The 20,878-nt window shown below is 64.8% G+C and carries 16 protein-coding genes; 5 read left to right on the forward strand and 11 right to left on the reverse strand.

All coding sequences use genetic code 11. The features are described from left to right. Positions 1-88: 88 nt before the first annotated feature. On the reverse strand, positions 89-274 hold the full coding sequence (locus tag AB870_RS26765) for a hypothetical protein (RefSeq protein ID WP_047907980.1): 186 nt from the start codon (positions 272-274) through the stop codon (positions 89-91). Positions 275-619: 345 nt separating this feature from the next. Here AB870_RS26765 and AB870_RS26335 point away from each other — a divergent pair, with 345 nt between their 5' ends. Beyond that, positions 620-793, forward strand: a complete 174-nt coding sequence (locus AB870_RS26335) for a hypothetical protein (protein WP_157112292.1) — start codon at positions 620-622, stop codon at positions 791-793. Between the two features lie 17 nt (positions 794-810). Here the strand turns inward: AB870_RS26335 and AB870_RS10705 are convergent, their stop codons facing one another. Beyond that, positions 811-1,605 (reverse strand): DUF2092 domain-containing protein, encoded by a 795-nt coding sequence (locus tag AB870_RS10705; RefSeq protein WP_053059669.1) that lies wholly within the window; start codon positions 1,603-1,605, stop codon positions 811-813. A 570-nt stretch (positions 1,606-2,175) separates the two neighbouring features. On the opposite strand from AB870_RS10705, the gene AB870_RS10710 reads away from it, so the two are divergent. Both AB870_RS10710 and AB870_RS10715 read left to right on the forward strand, forming a co-directional pair. Next, positions 2,176-2,796 carry a hypothetical protein gene (locus tag AB870_RS10710; protein ID WP_053059670.1) on the forward strand — a complete coding sequence of 207 codons (621 nt, stop codon included), beginning with the start codon at positions 2,176-2,178 and terminating at the stop codon, positions 2,794-2,796. A gap of 119 nt (positions 2,797-2,915) precedes the next feature. Then, positions 2,916-3,497 (forward strand): hypothetical protein, encoded by a 582-nt coding sequence (locus tag AB870_RS10715; protein ID WP_047907983.1) that lies wholly within the window; start codon positions 2,916-2,918, stop codon positions 3,495-3,497. On the opposite strand, the gene AB870_RS10720 is transcribed toward AB870_RS10715, so the two are convergent. The 5 genes from AB870_RS10720 to AB870_RS10740 all read right to left on the reverse strand — a co-directional run bounded on the left by AB870_RS10720 (position 3,485) and on the right by AB870_RS10740 (position 11,789). After that, positions 3,485-5,005 carry a heavy metal sensor histidine kinase gene (locus AB870_RS10720; protein WP_047909081.1) on the reverse strand — a complete coding sequence of 507 codons (1,521 nt, stop codon included), beginning with the start codon at positions 5,003-5,005 and terminating at the stop codon, positions 3,485-3,487. The two genes, AB870_RS10715 and AB870_RS10720, sit on opposite strands and share 13 nt — an antisense overlap. Before the next feature lie 55 nt (positions 5,006-5,060). After that, on the reverse strand, positions 5,061-5,735 hold the full coding sequence (locus tag AB870_RS10725; RefSeq protein ID WP_047907984.1) for a heavy metal response regulator transcription factor: 675 nt from the start codon (positions 5,733-5,735) through the stop codon (positions 5,061-5,063). 9 nt (positions 5,736-5,744) lie between these two features. Continuing rightward, complete coding sequence (locus AB870_RS10730) at positions 5,745-7,193, reverse strand: efflux transporter outer membrane subunit (RefSeq protein ID WP_174554740.1); 1,449 nt, start codon at positions 7,191-7,193, stop codon at positions 5,745-5,747. Positions 7,194-7,252: 59 nt separating this feature from the next. Beyond that, entirely contained in the window at positions 7,253-8,515 is a 1,263-nt protein-coding gene (locus tag AB870_RS10735) for an efflux RND transporter periplasmic adaptor subunit (RefSeq protein WP_047907986.1), read from the reverse strand. An 82-nt stretch (positions 8,516-8,597) separates the two neighbouring features. Next, positions 8,598-11,789 (reverse strand): efflux RND transporter permease subunit, encoded by a 3,192-nt coding sequence (locus AB870_RS10740; RefSeq protein WP_047907987.1) that lies wholly within the window; start codon positions 11,787-11,789, stop codon positions 8,598-8,600. Between the two features lie 347 nt (positions 11,790-12,136). Here AB870_RS10740 and AB870_RS10745 point away from each other — a divergent pair, with 347 nt between their 5' ends. Next, on the forward strand, positions 12,137-13,267 hold the full coding sequence (locus tag AB870_RS10745; RefSeq protein ID WP_047907988.1) for a Dyp-type peroxidase: 1,131 nt from the start codon (positions 12,137-12,139) through the stop codon (positions 13,265-13,267). Continuing rightward, the gene (locus AB870_RS10750; RefSeq protein ID WP_047907989.1) at positions 13,264-14,094 is read left to right on the forward strand and encodes a family 1 encapsulin nanocompartment shell protein; all 831 of its coding nucleotides are present in this window, start codon (positions 13,264-13,266) and stop codon (positions 14,092-14,094) included. Before AB870_RS10745 ends, AB870_RS10750 begins: the two co-directional genes overlap by 4 nt. A gap of 105 nt (positions 14,095-14,199) precedes the next feature. On the opposite strand, the gene AB870_RS10755 is transcribed toward AB870_RS10750, so the two are convergent. From AB870_RS10755 to metE, 4 genes are all read right to left on the reverse strand, one after another. Beyond that, on the reverse strand, positions 14,200-15,978 hold the full coding sequence (locus tag AB870_RS10755; RefSeq protein ID WP_084663547.1) for a glycosyltransferase family 39 protein: 1,779 nt from the start codon (positions 15,976-15,978) through the stop codon (positions 14,200-14,202). 56 nt (positions 15,979-16,034) lie between these two features. Further along, positions 16,035-17,438 (reverse strand): sensor histidine kinase, encoded by a 1,404-nt coding sequence (locus AB870_RS10760; RefSeq protein WP_053059671.1) that lies wholly within the window; start codon positions 17,436-17,438, stop codon positions 16,035-16,037. Then, positions 17,435-18,094: a response regulator transcription factor gene (locus tag AB870_RS10765; protein WP_047907990.1), complete on the reverse strand. Its 660-nt coding sequence runs from the start codon at positions 18,092-18,094 to the stop codon at positions 17,435-17,437. Before AB870_RS10765 ends, AB870_RS10760 begins: the two co-directional genes overlap by 4 nt. A 311-nt stretch (positions 18,095-18,405) precedes the next feature. Further along, a complete protein-coding gene (gene metE / locus AB870_RS10770; protein WP_047907991.1) occupies positions 18,406-20,694 on the reverse strand; it encodes a 5-methyltetrahydropteroyltriglutamate--homocysteine S-methyltransferase in 2,289 nt (762 codons plus the stop codon). Positions 20,695-20,878: the final 184 nt, after the last annotated feature.

The raw sequence follows: 20,878 nt of genomic DNA on the forward strand, positions 1-20,878 counted from the left end.
ATCGACGCAAGAAAACCGGCGCCGAATCGTGGGTCGCGGGGAAGACCGGGAGGCGGCGCCGGTGGAGACTCGCGAGAAGGCCACGCCGTCAGTGGGGCGCTGCAACCACGACGAAATTGACCGTAGTGCCGGAGTAGACCGGTTGATACCACGTCGACCCGCAATGCTGATAGGCGACGTTATTCACCACCGTGCTCACGCAACTGGGCGGGAGCGCTGCGACCGTCGAGCCGATGATCGCCGCCGATACCCCGATGGTGACTGCCGCGGCCACCGGGTCATACCAGCCGCCGCCCCAGTATGGTGGCGGCGGGGGCGGAGGTGGATGCGGTCCCGGTCCAGGTCCCGGCCCAGGTCCAGGTCCAGGTCCAGGTCCAGGTCCCGGTCCCGGTCCAGGCGGATGAGGACCGGGCTCCGGTGAGGGACCGGGTCCCGGACCGGGATGCGGCCCCGGTCCGGGTTGAGGGCCAGGCCCCGGCGGTTGACCGCCTGCATGGGCGCCACCCGAGGGGCCACCCGTCGCACCACCGGCATTGGCGTGTATCGGCGCACCACCCCGGGTCGCTCCGCTGAGATTGCCCTGATGCGGCGAGCCGCCGCCCTGGAATCCACCACCTCCGTGGAATCCACCCCCGCCGCCACCATGCAGGCTGGTGCGGGCACCGCCACGGAAGCCGAACCCGTAGCTCGCCGTCGAGGTAAGAACGAGAACGGCGGCGGCAGCCAGGCAGGTGGCGCGCGCGACGGCGCGAATGCCTGGTTTGCGCGATTTCACGAAGGCTGGCACCGCTGAAGTCGGGACCGATCGCATCATTTCCGGCCTCCCGTAGCTGGCGTGTCTTCCATGGCGGCAAACGGCGGACGCATCTCGATGCGTTGCGCGCCGGCCGGCACCCGATACGTGAATGTGCCGGCAGGGAACGCCCGATTCACGTCCCACCGGTAATTCACCGAATGGCGCGGGCGCGAGGGTTGCGACGTATCCGTAATCACGAATCGACACGGCAGCGGCCGGGAACCTGCGCTGATCCACAACTCCCAATCGAGGCCGGGCTGCTGGTACGCGTAGTGATTGCACCATTCGCCGCCCACGCGGTCGAGTCCGATAAACAGGGCAGAGCGCAATTGCGCTGCGTCGTCGGGATCCATCCCCCAATAGAAGAGATCCGCCAGCGGCATGCCGACCTGATACTTCTGATCGATATCGCGAATCAGGGCGTCGATAGTCGGCGGGGCGCCGACCCGGCTGTAATAGCGCTTGCCCTGCGAGTGTTCGTAAAGCGTAAAGGTTTTCCCGTCATAGACAAAGCCGCGATTACGCGCCTGACCGGTAACGGCGGCACGAACTTTATCGGGGCGTTGAACGGATAACTCGGTGTGGTGCAGGAAACCGACATTCTGTCCGGTACTTAGCACGGCATCGGTCACCGTATCGGCATCGACGTGAAAGCGCTTTAACGATCGCAAATAGCGACTCATCTTCGCGAGCGCATCGACCGCGCCTTGCTGCATTTCCGGCATGCCCTGAACCGGCGGCGAGCTTTCCGCCTGCGGCGCCTGGGACATCGCAGGCGTGGCCGAGAGCAGGGTGCCCGCGAGAACCATCAGCGCGAGCGCGCGTGGGGGATGGCTTCGGGGAGTGCGTCGAGAATACGGGAAAGGCACTGTGTGACCTCATTCGAATGGTGGAATTGAACGGGACGACAGGAATGCCAACGCGGCACCGGCAAGTGTGCGTGAAACCAGAGTAGTGATTCGGATTGCAAACTGTCAAGGGAGAAAACCAACATCCTAACGGATTAAGAATTACTTGAACTGCGCGGATATTTTTGTAACAGGATGTGACATTTTTGCGAAGAAAAGAGGATTTGTTGCTACTGGATTTGATGAGAATCGTTGATCTGCATCAAGACACGATAGCTATTTGACCATTGCACTAGGGAATGGCGGGCGATGTATGGAAATTGGGCGGTAATTTTAATTACCGGAATGGATTTCGATATCTGGTATGCAATCCAGAATCAACTTGCGGCTTTGAATTATTTTGTTACTATCCGTTGGAAACATACGGGTAACTACGAAGTCCTCAACCGCCCGGTGTTTTAGTTCGGATAATTAACTAATTGCGATCCCGGTCCCGGGGTATCGCATTCATCGATAACAAAAGGACTCACCATGAAGCTCACGAATGCCATGATCTTGGCCGGTTTGTTGTCGTTGGGAACGGTGGTGCATGCGCAAGATACGACTCGTCCGGCACCGATCGTCGCCGGCGGCGTTGTCGAATACCGCACGACCCTGCTGGGTGTGGATGTGAAGAATCGCAGCATCAAGGTGGCAGACGAGCACGGCAAGCCGGTGACGTTCCTCGTCGGCCCGGACGTGCGGAACTTCGAACAACTGCGCAAGGGCGACAGGGTCATCGTGGCGTACGAGCGTTCGGTGGCCATTTCCGTTGCGCCGGGCGACGGGATCCGCAGCCGGGTTCTGACCGAAGGCGCCGACCGCGCGGTGCCGGGCGAGAAGCCCGCGGCTGATGCCGCCCGTAACCTGAAGGTGGTGGCGACGGTGCAGCGCATCGACCGCAAGGCCAATGTTGTCACGCTGCGCGGCCCGCAACGCACGGTGGACGTCAATGTCGAGGATCCGAAGCTGCTCGAAGGCGTGAAGGTGGGCGATTCCGTTACCGTGAATTACACCGAGGCAATCGCCATTGCCGTAACGCCGGATCCGTCGGCCAAGGGGAAAGCGAAGACGTGGGTGCCGCCGGTTCCGGCCTCGGCCCCGAAGCCCTGAGGTTTTGCCTGACGGTTTCGGCGCCTTTGCCGCAGCCGTCTTGATACTCGTGTCGCCGACGGACCACGATGGCCGCCGGCGCACGGGCCCCCTGATACGGCAAGCACCCGGAGGTCGCCATGGCACGGTCCGCCTTGAAGTTCGACAATGCAACCTATGCTGCCTTGCTCGGCGCCGCACGCGATGCGGACACAGCACACCCTCATGACAACCCCGCCTTCCTCGACGCGTTTCTGGCGCACGCATGGAAAGCCGCACACCGGATTTACGGCGCACAGACCTATCTGAGGTTCATGGCACAGGCGGGCGTGGCGCGCCGTCCCAGCGCCGGTACGGTCCAAAAGGCCATCGTCCGCGCGCGCGCCATATACGAAACGCCGGTGATGCCGAGCTTCGGCGCACTCCCGAGCGCGGGCGGGGGCGTGTGGGCGCAGCAACTTGAGCAGAATCTGGCGCGTGCCATGACGATGCTCGACGCCATGCCAGAGAGCCACAACGCGGTGGGCAACGGTGTGACCGACGTGGCCGATGCGATGCGGCGCGTACAGCATCTCGAGCGTGAAAACCTGGAATTACGTGCGCGGCTCGCGCAGATGACGGTGGCTGCGGCCTACGCCCGCGAGGCGTTGGGCGAGACGTTGACGGTCTTCGCGCCGCACGCCGTGCAGCAGGCGGGCAGCCTGGGGCGTCACGGCGTCTGACGTGCCAGTGTTGGCGGGGACGGTGCGCTCGCGTCGTCCCCCTGCGACCCTGTAGGGGCACTGCCGCCGCGCTCGCCGGGATACGCTGCGGGAAGACTCCCGGCGGTGTTCGCCGGCGTGCCGGATTCGCGCCCGGTCGAAAGGGAAAAGCCGAACGTATTGAAGCCGTGCGCGCTACGTGCCCACACAGCGCCGCCGTGCATTTCCGCAATTGCCTTGACGATGGCCAGCCCGAGTCCGTGATTCTCGCGGCTATTGGTGCGCGAGGCTTCCGCACGATAAAAGCGGTCGAACAGATGGGCGAGCACGTCCGGCGGAATCTGTGCGCCCGGATTGACGACTTCGATGTGTACCCATCGCATGTCGTCCGGCCCCAGCGCCTTGGGGGTGATATGCACGTCGATGCTGGCGCCCGCTGCGCAATGCTCGATGGCATTCATCACGAGGTTGGCCAGCGCGCGACCGAACAGTGCCTTGTTCACCGCGGCGAACGCGCTGCCATGCAGGCGCGCCGTGACCTGCGCCTCTTCCAGTGGAATTTCCAGAAACTCCAGCGTATGCGCGGCTTCGCTGGCGAGCGACACCGCCGTGAGTCCCGTGGCGCGCTCGCCCTGATCGGCGCGCGAGAGGAACAGCATGTCGTTGATGATCGTGCGCATGCGCCCGAGTTCTTCGAGATTCGATTGCAGCAGCGTGCGCAATTCCTCGACCGGCCGCTCGCGGGTGAGTGCCACTTCCGTCTGCCCGATCAGGATCGTGACCGGTGTGCGCAATTCGTGGGCCACGTCGGCATTGAACGACTCCAGACGCTCGTAGGCACCGTCGAGCCGCGCGAGCGCGCCGTTGAACGAATGGGCGAGATCGTCGAGTTCGACCGGCAGCGAGCGGGTGACGAGACGCTGCGAGCGATTGTCGGGACGGATCTCCGACGCTTCGCGCGTGAGCCGCCGCAGCGGTGACAGACCGAGGCGAGTCACGGAAAAGCTGAGCAGCAGTACGCCCAGTGCGCCGAGTCCCGAAAGTGCCGCAAGGCTCAGGCCGAATGCCCGCAGTGTCTGCTCGTTAGGGGCGTAGCTGGCGGCAACTTGCAGCGCAACGGCCGGCCGCGTGCCGTAGGGGGGGAGGATTTCGCGGGTGGTCAGCATGTCGTCGCCGCCATTGTCGGGGCGCAGGCGCACATACCCGTTGGACAGGCGCTTGACGAACATGCCGCTCACCGGCGTACCGAAGGTATACCTCGGGTCGTCGCTCGTGACGGCGTAGGTCGTGGTGCCGTCGCGCGGCGTCATGTCGCTGAGCTTCTCGCGCACGATCTGCCACTTCTCGGGCGTGCCGCCGTGATAGACGATGATGTGGGCGATCTGCGCCCGGTCGTCGAGCGACTCGCGCAGGTGCCGCTCCAATTGCACCCGCAGGACCAGATACAGCGCCGCGCCCACGAGAGCGAACACCGACAGCGCCACGAAGGCGAACATGGCGGCAAGGCGGCGGGAGATCGAGTGTTTCATCATGGGGAGCGCGGAAATGGCATCGGCGAAGGTCCGGGCGAGCGCAGCGCGACGCCTACGCTTCGCGTACCTCCAGCACGTAACCCATGCCGCGCACGGTATGCAGCAGCTTGGTGGTAAATGGTCCGTCGAGCTTCGCGCGCAGCCGTTTGATGGCGGTTTCCACCACATTTGTGTGGCTGTCGAAATTGACGTCCCACACGAGTTCGGTGATGGCCGTCTTCGACAGAATGTCGCCCTGACGGCGCGCAAGCACCGACAGCAACTGGAATTCCTTGGCAGTCAGATCAAGGCGATGGCCATCGCGCGTGGCGCGGCGGCCGATCAGATCGACGAACAGGTCGCCGACCGAAATCAGCGTCGATTCCTGCACGCGTGTGCGGCGCGCGAGCGCATGGAGGCGCTCGACCAGTTCGATGAACGAGAACGGCTTCGTGAGATAGTCGTCGGCGCCTTCGCGCAGGCCGCGCACGCGATCGTTCACATGGTCGCGGGCTGTGAGCATGATGACCGGCGTCGACTTGCGCTCGCGCAACGAGGCGAGTACCGCGAACCCGTCGCGCCGGGGCAGCATGACATCGAGCACGATCACGTCGTAGTCGAACTCCAGCGCCAGATGTGTGCCTTCCTCGCCATCGAGCGCCACATCGACCACCCAGCCTTGCTCGGTCAGGCCCGAGCGCAGATAGTCCACCACCTTCTGTTCGTCTTCAACGATCAGTACTTTCATGTCGTCACCTCATCTTTGCGCATTATACGAGTCAGAGGATGTTGCCGCGGGAGCGGCGGCGCCCGACGCGGCGGGCGTCTCCGAGGGCTGCCACCCGCCGCCCAGCGCCTTGACCAGCGCCACGCACAGCACAAGTTGCTGGGCGCGGATCTGCACGTCCTGACGCTCGCTCGTCAGGGCTGCCTGCTGCGCCGTGATCACGCTCAGATACGCCGTGAGGCCGCCCGAATAGCGGTCGTTCGCGAGACTCAGCAGCCGTTGTGCGTCGCGCACTGCCGCGCGCGATTCCCGCGCGGCGGCGTCGAGCACGGACAGACCGGTCACGCCGTCCTGCACCTGCTGGAACGCCGTGAGCACGGTCTGGCGGTAGTTCGCCTCGACGCCGCGATACCCGGCTGCGGCGGAGTCGACGTTGGCCTGCCGCCTGCCGCCGTCGAAGATGACCTGCGAGGCGGCGGTGCCCAGCGTCCACAACAGACTCGGCGCCGAGAGCAGATTGGCGAACTCGGTGCTTTGCCAGCCAATGCCCGGGGTGAGGGTCAGGCTGGGAAAGAAAGCCGCCTTGGCGACGCCGATTTGCGCGTTCGCTGCGGCCATGTTGCGCTCGGCCGAGGCGACGTCGGGGCGTCGTTGCAGGAGGTCGCTCGGCACGCCCAGCGGAATTGACGGCAGGGTCGCGGGCAATGGGCCTTCGGCCACCGAGAATGTCGGTGCGGGCACGCCAACGAGCACGGCGATGGCGTGTTCGTACTGGTCGCGTTGCTGACGCAGCAGCCGTGCCTGTACGCGGGTGGTGTCGAGTTGCGATTGCTGCTGGAGCACGTCCAGCCCGGATACGGCACCCAGATCGTGCTGCGCGCTCACGTAGTCGAGCGCTTTTTGCTGCAAGACGACGGACTGGTCGAGAACCTTGATCTCGGCGTCCACCGCGCGCAACTGAAAATAGGCGGTAGCGAGTTGCGTCGTGAGGACCAGACGGGCGTTCGCCAGATCGTCGCGCGCCTGTTCGGCAGACGCCTGCGCGCCTTCCACCTGACGGCGGATGCGTCCGAACAGGTCGGTGTCGTAACTCACGCCAAGGCCCAACTGCACGTTGTTTTGCACCGTCGACATGCTGCTCGTCGAATAGCTCGTGACCGGCCGGTTCGCCGAGATGCGCTGCCGTGCCAGACCGAAGGAGGCATCGACTTCCGGCAGGCGTTGCGCCCCGATGCCGGAGAGCGTGGCCTGTGCCTGATCGTAATGGGCGACGGCCGCCGCCAGCGTCTGATTCCCGGCGAGTGCCTGCGTCTCGAGCGCGTCGAGCGCTGGCTCGTCGAACGCCTTCCACCAGTCGGGCTGCAACGCGGCGTGCGAGGGCTGCGCGAGCTTCCAGAAACCGTCCGTCTTCCAGCCGGGCGGCGCAGCGACCTCGGGGCGATGGTAGTCCGGCCCGAGCGTGCACGCGCCGAGCAACATGCCGAGCGCCGCGACGGCAAGCCGCGACGCGCCGCGCCGGGTGCCGCGCACCGTCGCGCTCACGATTTGGCTCCTTGTGGTTTGCCCTCGGCGCCGCCGGTCTTTGCGCCCGGCGCGGCCTTGACTTGCAGCGTTTTGGCCTGCACGTGGTCGCCGTCGTCGATGGAGTCGCTCGGGTTGACGATCACGCGGTCGCTTGCCGATACCCCGTCGGCCAGTTCCAGCGACTGGCCGAGGTCCTTCGCGATCACGATCTTGTGCAGATGCACCACGCCCTGATCGTCGACGACCGCTACCCGCGGGCCTTCGGCGCGAAACAGCAGCGCGTTGGCCGGCACGCTCAGATGGGCCTGCACGGCACTGGGCAGCGCCAGTTGCACGTAAGCGCCCGGGCGCAGCTTGCCGTCCGGGTTCGGCAGGGCGGCCTCGATCTGAAGCGAGCGTGTCGCCACGTCGATGGCGCCCGACACATGGGTGATCTTGCCCTGGAAACGCTGACCCGGCAGTTCGGCCTGCGTGACGACGACCGGCTGACCTACGGCTACGCCTTGCGCGTAGGCCTGGGGCACTTGCACATAGACGCGCAGCGGGTCCGTCTGTGCCAGTGAGAACAGCGCCCGGCTATTGCCGCTGCCCGCCGCGATCAGGTCGCCGATGTCGACATTGCGCTGCGTGATCACGCCATCGAAGGGGGCGACGATGCGCTTGAACGATTCGAGTTGCTGAAGTCGCCTGACGTTGGCGTCGGCCGCCGCAAGATTGGCGACACCTTGGGTGTACGTGCTTTGGCGCTCGTCGAGCTCCTGCTGCGAGACGGCGTCGCGCTGGCGCAACTGTTGCCAGCGATCGAGCGACGACTTCGCCAGCCCGAGGCTCGCGCTGATCTGGTTGCGCTGGGCAATGGCCTGCGCCAGTTCCTGATCGATTTCCGGCGTGTCGAGATCGGCAAGCAACTGGCCTTGCTTCACGCGCGCGCCGATGTCGACGTAGCGATGCAGCAGGTACCCCGTGGCCCGGGCGTAAATCGGCGACTCCACCGCCCCGCGCAGTGTCGCCGGCAGCAGCGTCTCACTGGCCTCGGTGGCCTGCGGCATGACGACGCTCACATACTGCGTGGCGTTCTGCGCGGTCACGGCGGCGACCTCGCGGCGTTGCAGCGCGTTGGAGAGGGTCGTGCGCGCGGCGCCCACCACCAGTAGCGCGGCCACCACGATCAGCGCGATCTTGGCGCGCCGGAATTCGCCGCGGCGCGCGGGCAACTGCCGTCCGTCGGCAGGATCGTGCTCGGGAATGGCCAGTTCGGCGTGATGTTTCTCGGTCATGTCGTTCAACCCGTCAAATCTTGGTGTCTGGTGTGAAGAGTGCCGGCCGTGGCGTGCTCGTGCCGCTCGTGCATTGGCGCGCTCATCGGCCGTCGCCTTGTGCCGGGGTCGGTGGGTGAGCGGCGTTGCGGGCCTTGCGGCGCACGAGTCGCGTATGGACCCCGGCGAAAACCAACGGCACGAAGAACAGCGTGGAGACCGTGGCGAACATCAACCCGCCGATCACCGCGCGGCCCAGCGGGGCGTTCTGTTCCGCGCCTTCGCCGAGGCCGAGCGCCATGGGGACCATCCCGATGATCATTGCCAGCGCCGTCATCAGCACCGGGCGGATCCGGCTCGCGCCGGCTTCGAGTGCGGCCTTGAGCGGTGCCATGCCGGCTTCCATGCGCTGCCGCGCGAACGCCACCACGAGAATACTGTTGGCGGTCGCCACGCCCATCGTCATGATGGCGCCGGTGAGGGCGGGGACCGACAGACGTGTGCCGGACAGGAACAGCATCCAGACGATGCCGGCCAGCGCTGCGGGCAGCGCGCTCACGATAATGAGGGGGTCGACCCACGACTGGAAATTCACCACGATGAGCAGATAAACGAGCACGATGGCCATTGCCACCCCGATGCCCAGCCCGAGATACGAGCTTTGCATGGTGCTGACCTGGCCGCGTACGGTAATCTGGCTGCCGCGCGGCAGATCCCGCTTCGCCTGAGCGACGAGTTTGTCGATGTCGCCGGCCACGCTGCCCAGATCGCGGCCTTCCACGCTCACGAAAATGTCGATGACCGGCCGGATGTTGTAGTGGCTCACCACGGCGAAGCGCTGGGTCGGCTCGACCTTCACGAAGTTGCCCAGCAACTGCGACTGCCCGTTGCTGGCGGTGCCCGCCACCGGCAGGCGCAGCAGGTCGTCGATGGAACTGATGCGGTACTGCGGCGACTGCACGGACAGGCTGTACTCCACGCCGTTTTGCGCGTTGAACCAGAAGCCGGGCGACGTTTGGGAACTGCCCGAGAGCGAAATGAGCACATTCTGGGCCACGGCATTGGCGTTCAGGTTCAACTGCTGCAAGCGCGTACGGTCCATGTCGAGGTGAATGGTCGGCGCGTTCACGCGTTGTTGAATGTGTGTGTCGACCGTGCCGGGCACTTGCCGCACCTGCTTGAGCAGCTTCGTCGCCACGTCGAAGTTGGCGAGTTGCTGATTGCCGCTGATCTGAATGTCGATGGCGGCGGGCAGGCCGAAGTTGAGAATCTGCGTAACGATGTCCGCCGGCTGAAAGAAGAATTCCACGCCGGGGAAACGTTGCGGCAGGATGGCGCGCAGCTTGTCGATGTAACCCGCGCTCGGGTGGTGCTCAGGTGTCAGGGCAATCTGGATCTCGCCGTCGAGCGTGCCGATCGTGCCCGCGTTGCTGTACGACAGGTTGATCCCGCTGTACGGCAGGCCAAGGTTGTCGAGGATCGTTTCAAGCTCGTGGGCGGGCACCACTTCACGCACGACTTTTTCGACTTCGTCCGCCAGCCGCGCCGTCTCTTCGATGCGCGTGCCCGTTGGCGCTCGCATGTGCATGCGGATATTGCCCGCATCGACCGAGGGGAAGAAATCGGCGCCCAGTGCGAACACGAGTCCCATCGAAAGTACGCAGAACGCGAGAAAGCCCGTGGCGAAGACACGGCGACGTACCAGCAGCATGGACAGCACGACGATATACGCAGCGCGCATGCGCTCGAAGCCGGCATCGAAACGCAGGTAGATGCGGCGGAAAAAGCCGGGCCCGGCGTTCGGGTCCGTCGGGTGCGCGTGGCCCATGAGCAGCATGGCCAGCGTGGGCACGAGCGTGCGCGAGAGCACGTACGACGCGAGCATGGCGAACACCACGGCTTCGGCCAGCGGCACGAAGAGATAACGCGCCACGCCGGTCAGGAAAAACATCGGCACGAATACGATACAAATGCACAGCGTCGAGACGAGCGCCGGCACGGCGATTTCCCCCGCGCCGTCGAGAATCGCCTGATGCAGCGGCGTGCCCATATGGAGATGCCGCTCGATGTTCTCGATGGTCACGGTCGCATCGTCGACCAGAATCCCCACCGCGAGCGCGAGTCCGCCCAGCGTCATGATGTTGATGGTCTGCCCGAGCGCGTGAAGCGCCAGCAGCGACGACAGGATGGAGAGCGGAATCGAAATGGCGATGATGCAGGTGCTGCGCCAGTTGCCGAGGAACAGCAGAATCATCGCCGCCGTGAGCGCCGCGGCGATCAGTGCTTCGTGAATCACGCCCTGAACGGCGGCCTTCACGAAAACGGACTGATCGAACAGCGCCGAGATGTGCAGATCGGCGGGCAGGGCGGCGCGGGCCTCGGGCAGAATCGCCTTGAGCGAATCGACCACGGACAACGTGGACGCATCGCCGGTCTTCATCACGGACATCAGCACACCGCGCTGGCCGTTCTGACGCACGATGTTGGTCTGCGGCGAGAAGCCGGTGCGAACGTGTGCGACTTCACGCAAATAGGTCGTGGCCCCCGCCACGGTGCGCACCGGAATGTTGTTCAGCCCCTCGACGCTCGGCGGCGAGCCGTTCATGTCGACGGTGTACTCGCGCGGACCGATCTTGGCCGTGCCGGTCGGCAGAATCAGGTTTTGCGCGTTGACGGCGGCGACCACGTCCTGCGCGGTCAGGCCCTTGGCGAGCAGGGCGCGAGAGTCGATGTCGACCGAAATCAGGCGCGTCTTGCCGCCGTAGGGATAGGGCACGGCCGCGCCGGGAATCGTCACGAGCTGGGGACGCAGGAAGTTCAGCGCCGTGTCGTTGAGCGCCGGCTCCGACAGACTCGGACTCGACAGGCCTAGTTGCATCACCGGGATCGACGACGCCGAATAGCTGATGACGAGCGGCGGTGTGGCCCCCGGCGGCATCTGCTTGACCTGCGCCTGCTCCACGGCGACGACCTGCGCGATGGCCGTCTGAATATTGGCCGTCGGTTGCAGGAAGATCTTGATGATGCCGATGCCGGGCAACGACTGCGATTCGATGTGCTCGATGTTGTTGACGGTGGTCGTCAACCCGCGCTCGTTGCCGGAGATCATCCGGTCGGCGATGTCCTGCGCGGACAGGCCGTTGTAGGTCCAGATGACGCTGATGACGGGGATGTTGATTTCCGGCAGCACGTCGACGGGGGTGCGCAACAGCGCGAGCGGCGTGGCGAGCAGGATCAGAATGGCCATCACGATGAACGTGTAGGGCCGTTTGAGCGCAACGTTGACAATCCACATGATTCAGACGCGCTCGGGCGCAGTCACAGGCGTACGGACAAGGGCCGCCCGGGGCACGCCCATGGGAGCGCACCACCGGTATCGGAAGGAACGCCGCCATGTTATGGGCGCGCCCCCAACGCCAAAATGGCGCGAATATGGCGAAATTGACAGAATTCCGGCGACCGCGCGCAAACCCGCGCCACACAAGGCTTCGCTCGACGCCATGTGTGCGGGAGTGGCATATTACGGCGTGTTGCGTTATAAAGTTGACATACCAAAAGTCGCCACCCGATAGCCTACGGCCCGCCTGTCGATCCGGAGTGCCGTGCCGGGTGTCGAGAACCCAAGTCCCACGCAGGAAAGCAATGACCGAACGTCCGACGTCCCCCCCCGAACCCCAACCGGTCTCCGGCAAAGTCACCCGCAGCGCCATCTTCCTCGTTGCGACCGTTCGCGAGGACGAGGCGGCGCACGCCGCCGTGAGAAGCTGGTGCGCCGATGTTGCCGCCTATGTGCGCTCGGTCGGCAAGCGTGTGCCGTCGGGCAATCTGTCGTGCGTGGTCGGCTTCGCCGACAACGCGTGGGATCGCCTGTTCGGCGATCCGCGCCCGGCCGAGTTGCATCCGTTTCGCGAATTCGGCTCGGGCAAGCGCCATGCGCCGGCCACGCCCGGCGATTTGCTGCTGCACATCCGCGCCGAGCAGATGGACCTGTGCTTCGATCTCGCCACGCTCCTGCTCAACAAGCTGGGGGACGCCGTGAGCGTGGTCGACGAGGTGCACGGATTCCGCTATTTCGACATGCGCGCCATGATCGGCTTCGTCGACGGCACCGAGAATCCGGAAGGTCAGGAAGCGCTCGATTTCACGGTGATAGGCGAGGAAGACCCGGACTTTGCCGGCGGCAGCTACGTGCTGGTGCAGAAGTATCTGCACGATATGACCGGCTGGAACGCGTTGCCGGTGGAGGTGCAGGAGCGCATCATCGGGCGCACCAAATTCTCGGACGTCGAACTCGACGAAGACGTCAAACCGAGCAATTCGCACAGTGCGCTGACCACGCTGGAAGTGGACGGCAAGGAAGTGAAGATTCTGCGCGACAACATGCCGTTCGGTCGTCCCGGATCGGGCGAATTCGGCACCTTCTTCATCGGATATGCCCGCTCGCCGTGGCCCATCGAGCAGATGCTGGAGAACATGTTCGTCGGCAAGCCGCCAGGCAACTACGACCGCCTGCTCGACTTCAGCACGGCCGTGACGGGCGGCCTGTTCTTCGTGCCGTCGGCAGCATTGCTGGAGGAACTGGCCGATCGCGCCCCGCAAGCCGCCGCCGAATCCACCAACGTCATCAGGACCCTGATCGATGCTCAGCCCGCAGGCGCCCAGGTGCTCACCGGGGCCACGGCATCGGCAGCAACGACATCTCATCAGGCGAGTCCCGCGGTTGCGGACGGCTCGCTGCAAATCGGATCGCTCAAAGGAGTTTCTCAGGCATGAATAACCTGCATCGCGAACTGGCCCCCATTTCGAGCGCCGCGTGGGCGCAAATCGAAGAAGAGGTCGCCCGCACGTTCAAGCGCACTGTGGCCGGTCGTCGCGTCGTCGACGTCAAGGGCCCGGGCGGTCTGGCGCTCGCGGGCGTCGGAACCGGTCATCAGAAGGCCATCGACGCCCCGCTCGACGGGGTGAGCGCGCGTCAGCGCGAAGTCCTGCCGCTGGTGGTGCTGCGCGTGCCGTTCGAGCTTTCGCGCGAAGCCATCGACGATGTCGAGCGCGGCGCGAACGACTCGGACTGGCAACCGGCCAAGGACGCCGCGATCAAGCTGGCGTACGCCGAAGACCGCGCGATTTTCGACGGCTACGAAGCGGCCCGTATCACGGGCGTGCGCGAGGGCACCTCGAATCCCGTGCTGCCGCTGCCGCAGAACATCGCCGACTACCCGACGGTCATCGCCAAGGCGCTGGAGCAGCTGCGCCTGGAAGGCGTCGACGGCCCGTACAGCGTGCTGCTCGGTGCCGACGCCTATACCGCAGTGGCCGAAGCCAACGATCAGGGCTACCCGATTCTGGAACACATCGGCCATATCGTGAGCGGCGAGATCATCTGGGCGCCGGCCATCGATGGCGGCTGCATCGTCTCGACGCGCGGCGGCGACTACGAAATGCACATCGGTCAGGACGTCTCCATCGGCTACCTGGATCACACGGCGACGACCGTTCGCCTGTATCTGGAAGAGACCTTCACGTTCCTCATGCTCACGGCCGAGGCGGGGGTTTCGGTGGGCAGTGCGAAGCCCGTCGGTGCGAAGAAGAAGTCGAAGTAACGCGCGTGAATTACTGAGGGAAAAAGTCAAACGGCTGAGGCGGAAAATCCGCACTCAGCCGTTTTTCATGGCGGCGCCATGGCGTCATGACGACGCCGTGACCGATCAGTTGGCGGCGGGCGACGATGCCGCTTCGGAGGCGGCCCGCGGGGTTGCGCCGGTGCTCGACTCCCCACCTGTGCCGCCCATGCCGTCCCTTGGCTTCTCGACAATCACGCGACGGTTATCGCGTGCAATGACCTTCATCGGCAGGCCCAGCGTCTGGAGCACCGTGAACTTCTCCGGATCCACCAACGCGAGCGCTTTCGGGGCCGCCATCCAGACGTCGACAAATTTCGCCAGCGTCGGCACCCAGCTATCCGGGGCCTGCGAGATGCCGAATTCCAGTTCGTCCTGCACCGCGACCATGATCATCGGCTGACGCAGGTAGTACGGCATGGTGTGATCGAGCGTGCCGACCGAGTAGAACGGTGTGTCCGGCCCCAGTCGATCCATTTCCGCGCGCACGGCCGGCACCAGGTCCACCCCCGAGCTGCCGCGCCCGAACGCCTCGTGGCCCGAGCCGCCGATCATCGTGAAAGCGAGCCACGTCGCCGCGAAAGCGACCAGCGCCTGCTTGGTGCTGCGCGTACTGAGCCAGCGCGTGATGCCGATGCCGATCAGGCCGACGACGCTCGCTGCGTACAGGTAGTTCGTGAAGGCGTGATAGGCCTCGACCGGATTACGGCTGTCCGAATGATGCGACAGGAATACCACGCCGGTGACGATCGTGGCGACGAACAACACGGCGGACACCGGGAGATGCCTGCGCAGCGATTCACGCGTCATGCCCGCCAGTCCGAGGCCGAACAGCATGGCGATGGCCGGCACGATCGGCAGCACGTACGAGATGAGCTTCGAGTGCGAGACCGAGAAGAAGCAGAAGATGAACACGGCCCAGACCGTAATCATCAGCACGGGACGGAAACCGTTCGCCTGACGCGGCACCGCGCGCGACCCCGCAACGGCGCGCGGAATCATCGACAGCCATGGCAGGAAGCCGACGAGCAGCACCGGCACGAAGTACCACAATGCGCCTGGGCGATGATGGTCGGGCTTGAGGAAGCGATTGAAATGCTCGTTGATGAAGAAAAAGTCGAAGAACGACGGGTTACGCGACATCACCGCGGCAAACCACGGTACCGTGACCGCGAGCAATACGATCAGGCCGCTGACGAGATGCAGACGCTTCCACAGCGCCCAGTCGCGCGAAATCAGCGTGTAGATGACCAGCACCGCACCCGGCAGGACCACACCGATCAGACCCTTGGACAGGATCGACAACCCCATCGCGGCCCAGCACAGCCACATCCAGTTGCGTGTTTGCGTGTCGGTGAGTCCCGGGCGTTGCGCGAGGAGCAGCGAGCACAACACCAGCGTCATCATGAACGACAGGCCCATGTCGAGCACGTTGAAGTGGCCCAGCAGGCTCCACAGCGGCGCGCTGGCCAGTGTGAGCGCCGCAAAGAAACCGGCGCGGGCGTTGAATACGCGGCGGCCCGTATAGCCGACGAGCAGCACGCCGCCGAAGCCGGTCAGTGCCGTCCAGAGACGGGCCTGCCAGTCGCCCAGCCCGAAGATCATGAACGTGAGGGCGTTCATCCAGGTCTGGAGCGGCGGCTTTTCGAAGTACAGATAACCGTTGTAGCGCGGCGTGACCCAGTCGCCGGTCGCGAGCATTTCGCGGGCCATTTCAGCGTAGCGGCCTTCGTCGCTCGGAATCAGGTGACGAGCGTTCAATACGCCGAACCAGACCAGCGCGAACATTGCCAGCAGCCATAGCAGGGCGGTGGGAGAAATCGGCCAGGGCTCTAACCCGGCGTCACGTTGAGGGCGTGTGGACATGAATGCGAGGCTTCCGGTCTTGATGAGTGAAGGGATGGATGGGGCGATGACGGGGGCTAAGCGTTGGACGATGGCGTGGAATGGGGCGCCTGAGCGGCCGTGCGCCCGGCGCCGGCATGCGCGTCGGGGTTGGGCAGCGTGACGCGCACGTGCAAGCCGCGCGGCGTCTCGGGGCGGGCATCGGTTAGCGTGACCTGTCCATCGAGCCGGTCGACGATGGCCCGCACGATGGCGAGCCCCAGGCCGGTCCCTTCGCCCCCGTGTTCGCGCGGTTCGCGATATTCGGTGGCACGGTAGAACGCGTCGAACACGCGCTCTCGCTTGTCGGCGTCGATACCCGGTCCGGAGTCGATCACGTCGATGACCACGTCGCTGCCGGTCGCGGACAGCCGAACGGAGACCGTGCCGCCTGCGGGCGTATAGCGCACGGCGTTGCCGACGATATTGCCCAGCAGTGTGACGATGTCGCGTTTGGACCCTGCCACGCGCAGTTGCGAACGACCCGGCGTGCTCGACGTGGCATCGACGAGATCGAGCACGAGTTGCTTGCGATCGGCCAGCACGAACACGTCTTCGAGCGCTTCATGCACGGCGGGCAGCAGGGTCAACGGCGTTGCCGGCACGCTCGGCGCACTCTGGGCGCGCGCAAGCGTCAGCAATTGTTCGATCAGCGTGCGCGTGCGGTGCAGGCCGCTCTTGAGCTTGGTCAGACGGTTGCGCGTTTCCGTGTCGAGGGCCGTCGGCGCCAGCGCCCGGTCGAGGTTTTCCGACTGAATGACCAGCGCCGTGACGGGGGAGCGGAGTTCGTGGGCGGCGTCGGCCACGAAACGGCGTTGTTCGTCGAGCGCCTTGTCCAGCCGGGACAGCAGACGGTTGATCGATACGATGAACGGCTCGATTTCCGTGGGCGCGCCCTGTGTGTCCAGACCTCGCAGGTCGGTGTCGCGGCGCTTGTCGACTTCGGCGGCCAGTTGCTGGACCGGACGCCACGCGCGCCGCACCGTCAGGACGATGGCGGCAATGAATAGCGGTACGAGCCCGACGATAGGCAGCGCGGTGCGCAGCCCGCTGTTGCGCGCGATCTCGTTGCGGCCTTCCGTGGGCTGGGCGACCACGATGCGCAAGTCCGGTCCGATGGTGCGCACGAAGGCTCGCCACGTATGGTCGCCGGTATTGACCGTGTGGAATCCGTCGGACAGCGTCACGGGGAACGTGCCGCCAAGGCGCTGGACGGTGAGGCGGTAGTCGTGATCCTGAATCGGCAGGCCATGCATGGCATGGTCGGCGCCGGCCAGATTGCGCGTGTCGACGAGCGCGGCGAGTTGCAGCAACTGATCGTCCTGAAAGCGGTAGGCTTCGCGAAACGCCGCCGCATACGAGACCACGCCCGCGACGATGGCCAGCCCCAGCGCGCAGGCGCACAGGGTGACCACCAGCCGCGACTGCAACGAACGCATCATGCCTTGGGCACCAGCCAGCCCGCGCCACGGATATTGCGGATGACGTCAGCGCCGAGCTTCTTGCGGATCGAGTGGATGAGGAAGTCGATCATGTTGCTCTCGATCTCTTCGCCCCAACCGTACAGGCGGTGCTCCAGCGCGTCGCGCGAGAGGATCGTGCCCGGACGCAGCATCAGGGCGTGCAGCAACGCGTATTCGCGCGCCGAGAGCACGCAGCTGTTTTCGCCGTAGGTCGCCTGATGGGTGGCCGGATCCAGCGCGAGTGCGCCGTTGGTCAGAACCGGAACGGCCACCCCGGCGTGACGCCGAATGACGGCGCGCATGCGGGCGAGCAGTTCGCCCACCTCGAAGGGCTTTACGACGAAATCGTCGGCCCCGAGATCGAGGCCCTGAATGATGTCTTCTGCGCCGTCCCGGGCCGTCACGACGATGATCGGCGTGCGTCCGCCCGCACCGCGATGGGCGCGAAGGACTTCCCAGCCGTCGCGCCCGGGCAGACCGAGGTCGAGCAGCATGAGGTCGTAGGCATGAGCGGCGAGCGCCGCGAGCGCGGCATCGCCGTCGCGACACCAGTCGGCCGCATAGGAGGCGTCCTTGAGCGCCTGCATCATGGCCTCACCGATCATGGCATCGTCTTCTACTAGCAATATCCGCATGGTTTTCCGTACGCATTCCGACGTGGCCGCATCCGCCTACGCCTAATCCTTGCCTGCCCCCGGAGGACGGCACGGGCGCACGATAGCGCGCGAAACTTAGGAGAAACTTAGTCGGCACGGAGGCCCGCTCGCGCGACTATGCCATGCAAACTCTTCAGCAATCAATGACTTGGCGAAGCTTTCTCACGTAATGGTTACCGCCGTGGATCGGCAGTGATCGCACGTGAACCGGCCGGCAAGAACGCCGGCGCGGTCGATTAGGGTGATTTCCCAAGGCGCAGATCGTATAGATCTGCGCGGCACGGCATGGGTCATTGCGCACGCAAGGTCTTTGCGGCCGCGACCATGTTTTGCAGCGCCGGGATGACTTCGGCCCACTGGCGGGTCTTCAGTCCGCAATCGGGATTGACCCACAGCCGCTGTGCCGGAATCCGCTCGGCGGCGAGGCGCATGAGCTTCACCATGTGTTCCTGCGTTGGAATGTTGGGCGAGTGGATGTCGTACACACCCGGTCCGATATCGTTCGGGTACTGGAACGAATCGAACGCGTCGAGCAATTCCATGTCCGAGCGCGAGGTTTCGATGGTGATGACATCGGCGTCCATGTCGGCAATGGCGCCGAGAATGTCGTTGAACTCCGAATAACACATGTGCGTATGAATCTGGGTGTCGTCCTGCACGCCGTTGGCCGTGATGCGGAATGCCTGAACCGCCCAGTCCAGATAGTGCTGCCATTGCGCGCGCCGCAGCGGGAGGCCTTCGCGCAGCGCGGCTTCGTCGATCTGAATCACCCGCACGCCGGCGCGCTCCAGATCGAGGACTTCCTCGCGCATGGCAAGCGCAAGCTGCAAGCAGGAGACGGCGCGCGGCTGATCGTCGCGCACGAACGACCAGTTCAGGATCGTCACCGGTCCGGTCAGCATGCCTTTCATCGGCTTGCTGGTGAGCGACTGGGCGTACAGAATCCACGCGACGGTCATGGCCTTGGGGCGGCGAATGTCTCCGAACATGATCGGCGGCTTCACACATCGCGATCCGTAAGACTGCACCCAGCCGAACTGGCTGAACGCGTAGCCTTCGAGTTGCTCGCCGAAGTATTCGACCATGTCGTTGCGCTCGGCTTCACCGTGCACCAGCACGTCGAGCCCCAGCGCTTCCTGTTCGCGCACGCTGCGCTCGATTTCCCGTTGCATGGCGGCGACGTAGCCGGCGTGGTCCAGTTCGCCCGACTTGAACTGGCTGCGTGCGTTGCGGATCTCGGCCGTCTGCGGGAACGAGCCGATGGTCGTTGTCGGATAGCGAGGCAATTTGAGTTTCGCGGCTTGCTTCGGCGCCCGCTGCGCGTACGGGTGCTGACGGCGGCCCAGTGCGGCGTCCAGGTTTTCGACGGCGGCCTTGACGGCCGGGTTATGCACGCGCGGCGACGCACGCCGGCTCGCGATGGCGGCAGCATTGGCGGCCAGCTCGGCCGCGACTGCGTCCCGGCCGTCGTTGATGGCGCGGGCCAATACGTCGACTTCGGCGAGCTTCTGGCGGGCGAAGGCGAGCCAGGACCTGATCTCGGCGTCGAGCTTGGATTCGCTCTCGAGATCGACCGGCACGTGCAACAGCGAGCAAGACGGGGCGATCCACAGACGCTCGCCTAGTTGCCCGGCCACTGGCGTGAGCCAGTCGAGCACGGCGTTCAGGTCGGACTTCCAGATGTTGCGTCCGTCGACTACGCCCAGCGACACGACTTTGTCGGCCGGAAGGGCGGCAATGACGGCGGCGACTTCGTTTCGCGCGTTGATCGCATCGATATGCAGCCCGTCGACCGGCAGACGGCACGCGAGCGGGAGGTTGTCCTGCAATTCACCGAAGTACGTGGCGAGCAGACATTTGACCGGCGCGGCGGCGAGCGCGGCGTAGGCGGTCTCGAACGCTTCGCGCCACCCGGCATCGAGTTCGGTGACGAGGATCGGTTCGTCGATCTGCACCCATTCGACGCCTTGTGCGGCGAGCGTCGTCAGGAGTTCGACGTAGACGGGCAGCAGCCGGGACAGCAGGGCGAGCCTGTCGCTGTCGTCCTTCGTCTTGCCAAGCCACAGATACGTGAGCGGGCCGACAATGACCGGCTTGGCCCTGACACGGGCGGCGCGGGCTTCGGCGAGTTGTTCGACCAGACGCGAGGCGTCCAGCGCGAACGTCGTGTCCGCGACGAACTCTGGCACGATGTAGTGGTAATTCGTATCGAACCACTTTGTCATTTCGCCGGCGGCGACACCACCACAGCACTCGGCATGAGTGTCGGCGTGCGCCGCCGAACGGCCGCGCGCCACGCGGAAGTAGTTGTCCAGCACGTCGCCGTGGAAATCCTTTACGCGCGCGGGCAAGTTACCCAGCGTGAAGCTCATGTCGAGCACCTGGTCGTAGAACGAGAAGTCGCCGACCGGCGTCAGATCCAGCGCCGCCTGATCCTGCCAGTGCCGCAAGCGCAGCGATGCCCCCAGCGCCTTGAGCGCGTCGCGCGACGATTGTCCCTTCCAATACGCTTCCTGCCCGAACTTCAGTTCACGCTTCGCGCCGATGCGCGGAAATCCCAGATTGTGTGTCTTTGCCATGTGCTCTATTGACGCTTGCCGCCCGATGAGTGAAACCGTGGCGTCGATCATAGAGACTTCGAAGCATGAATGAAAATGGTCTTATTTGCGATTAACGTTAATTCTATTCATGTGAAAGGGCGCACGGCGGTGCGAGCGCGCTTGCGACGTCCTGAAGCACGTCGATCAGTGCGAGCGCCGCCTG

This window comes from Pandoraea faecigallinarum (genome assembly GCF_001029105.3).
Taxonomy (GTDB): Bacteria; Pseudomonadota; Gammaproteobacteria; order Burkholderiales; family Burkholderiaceae; genus Pandoraea; species Pandoraea faecigallinarum.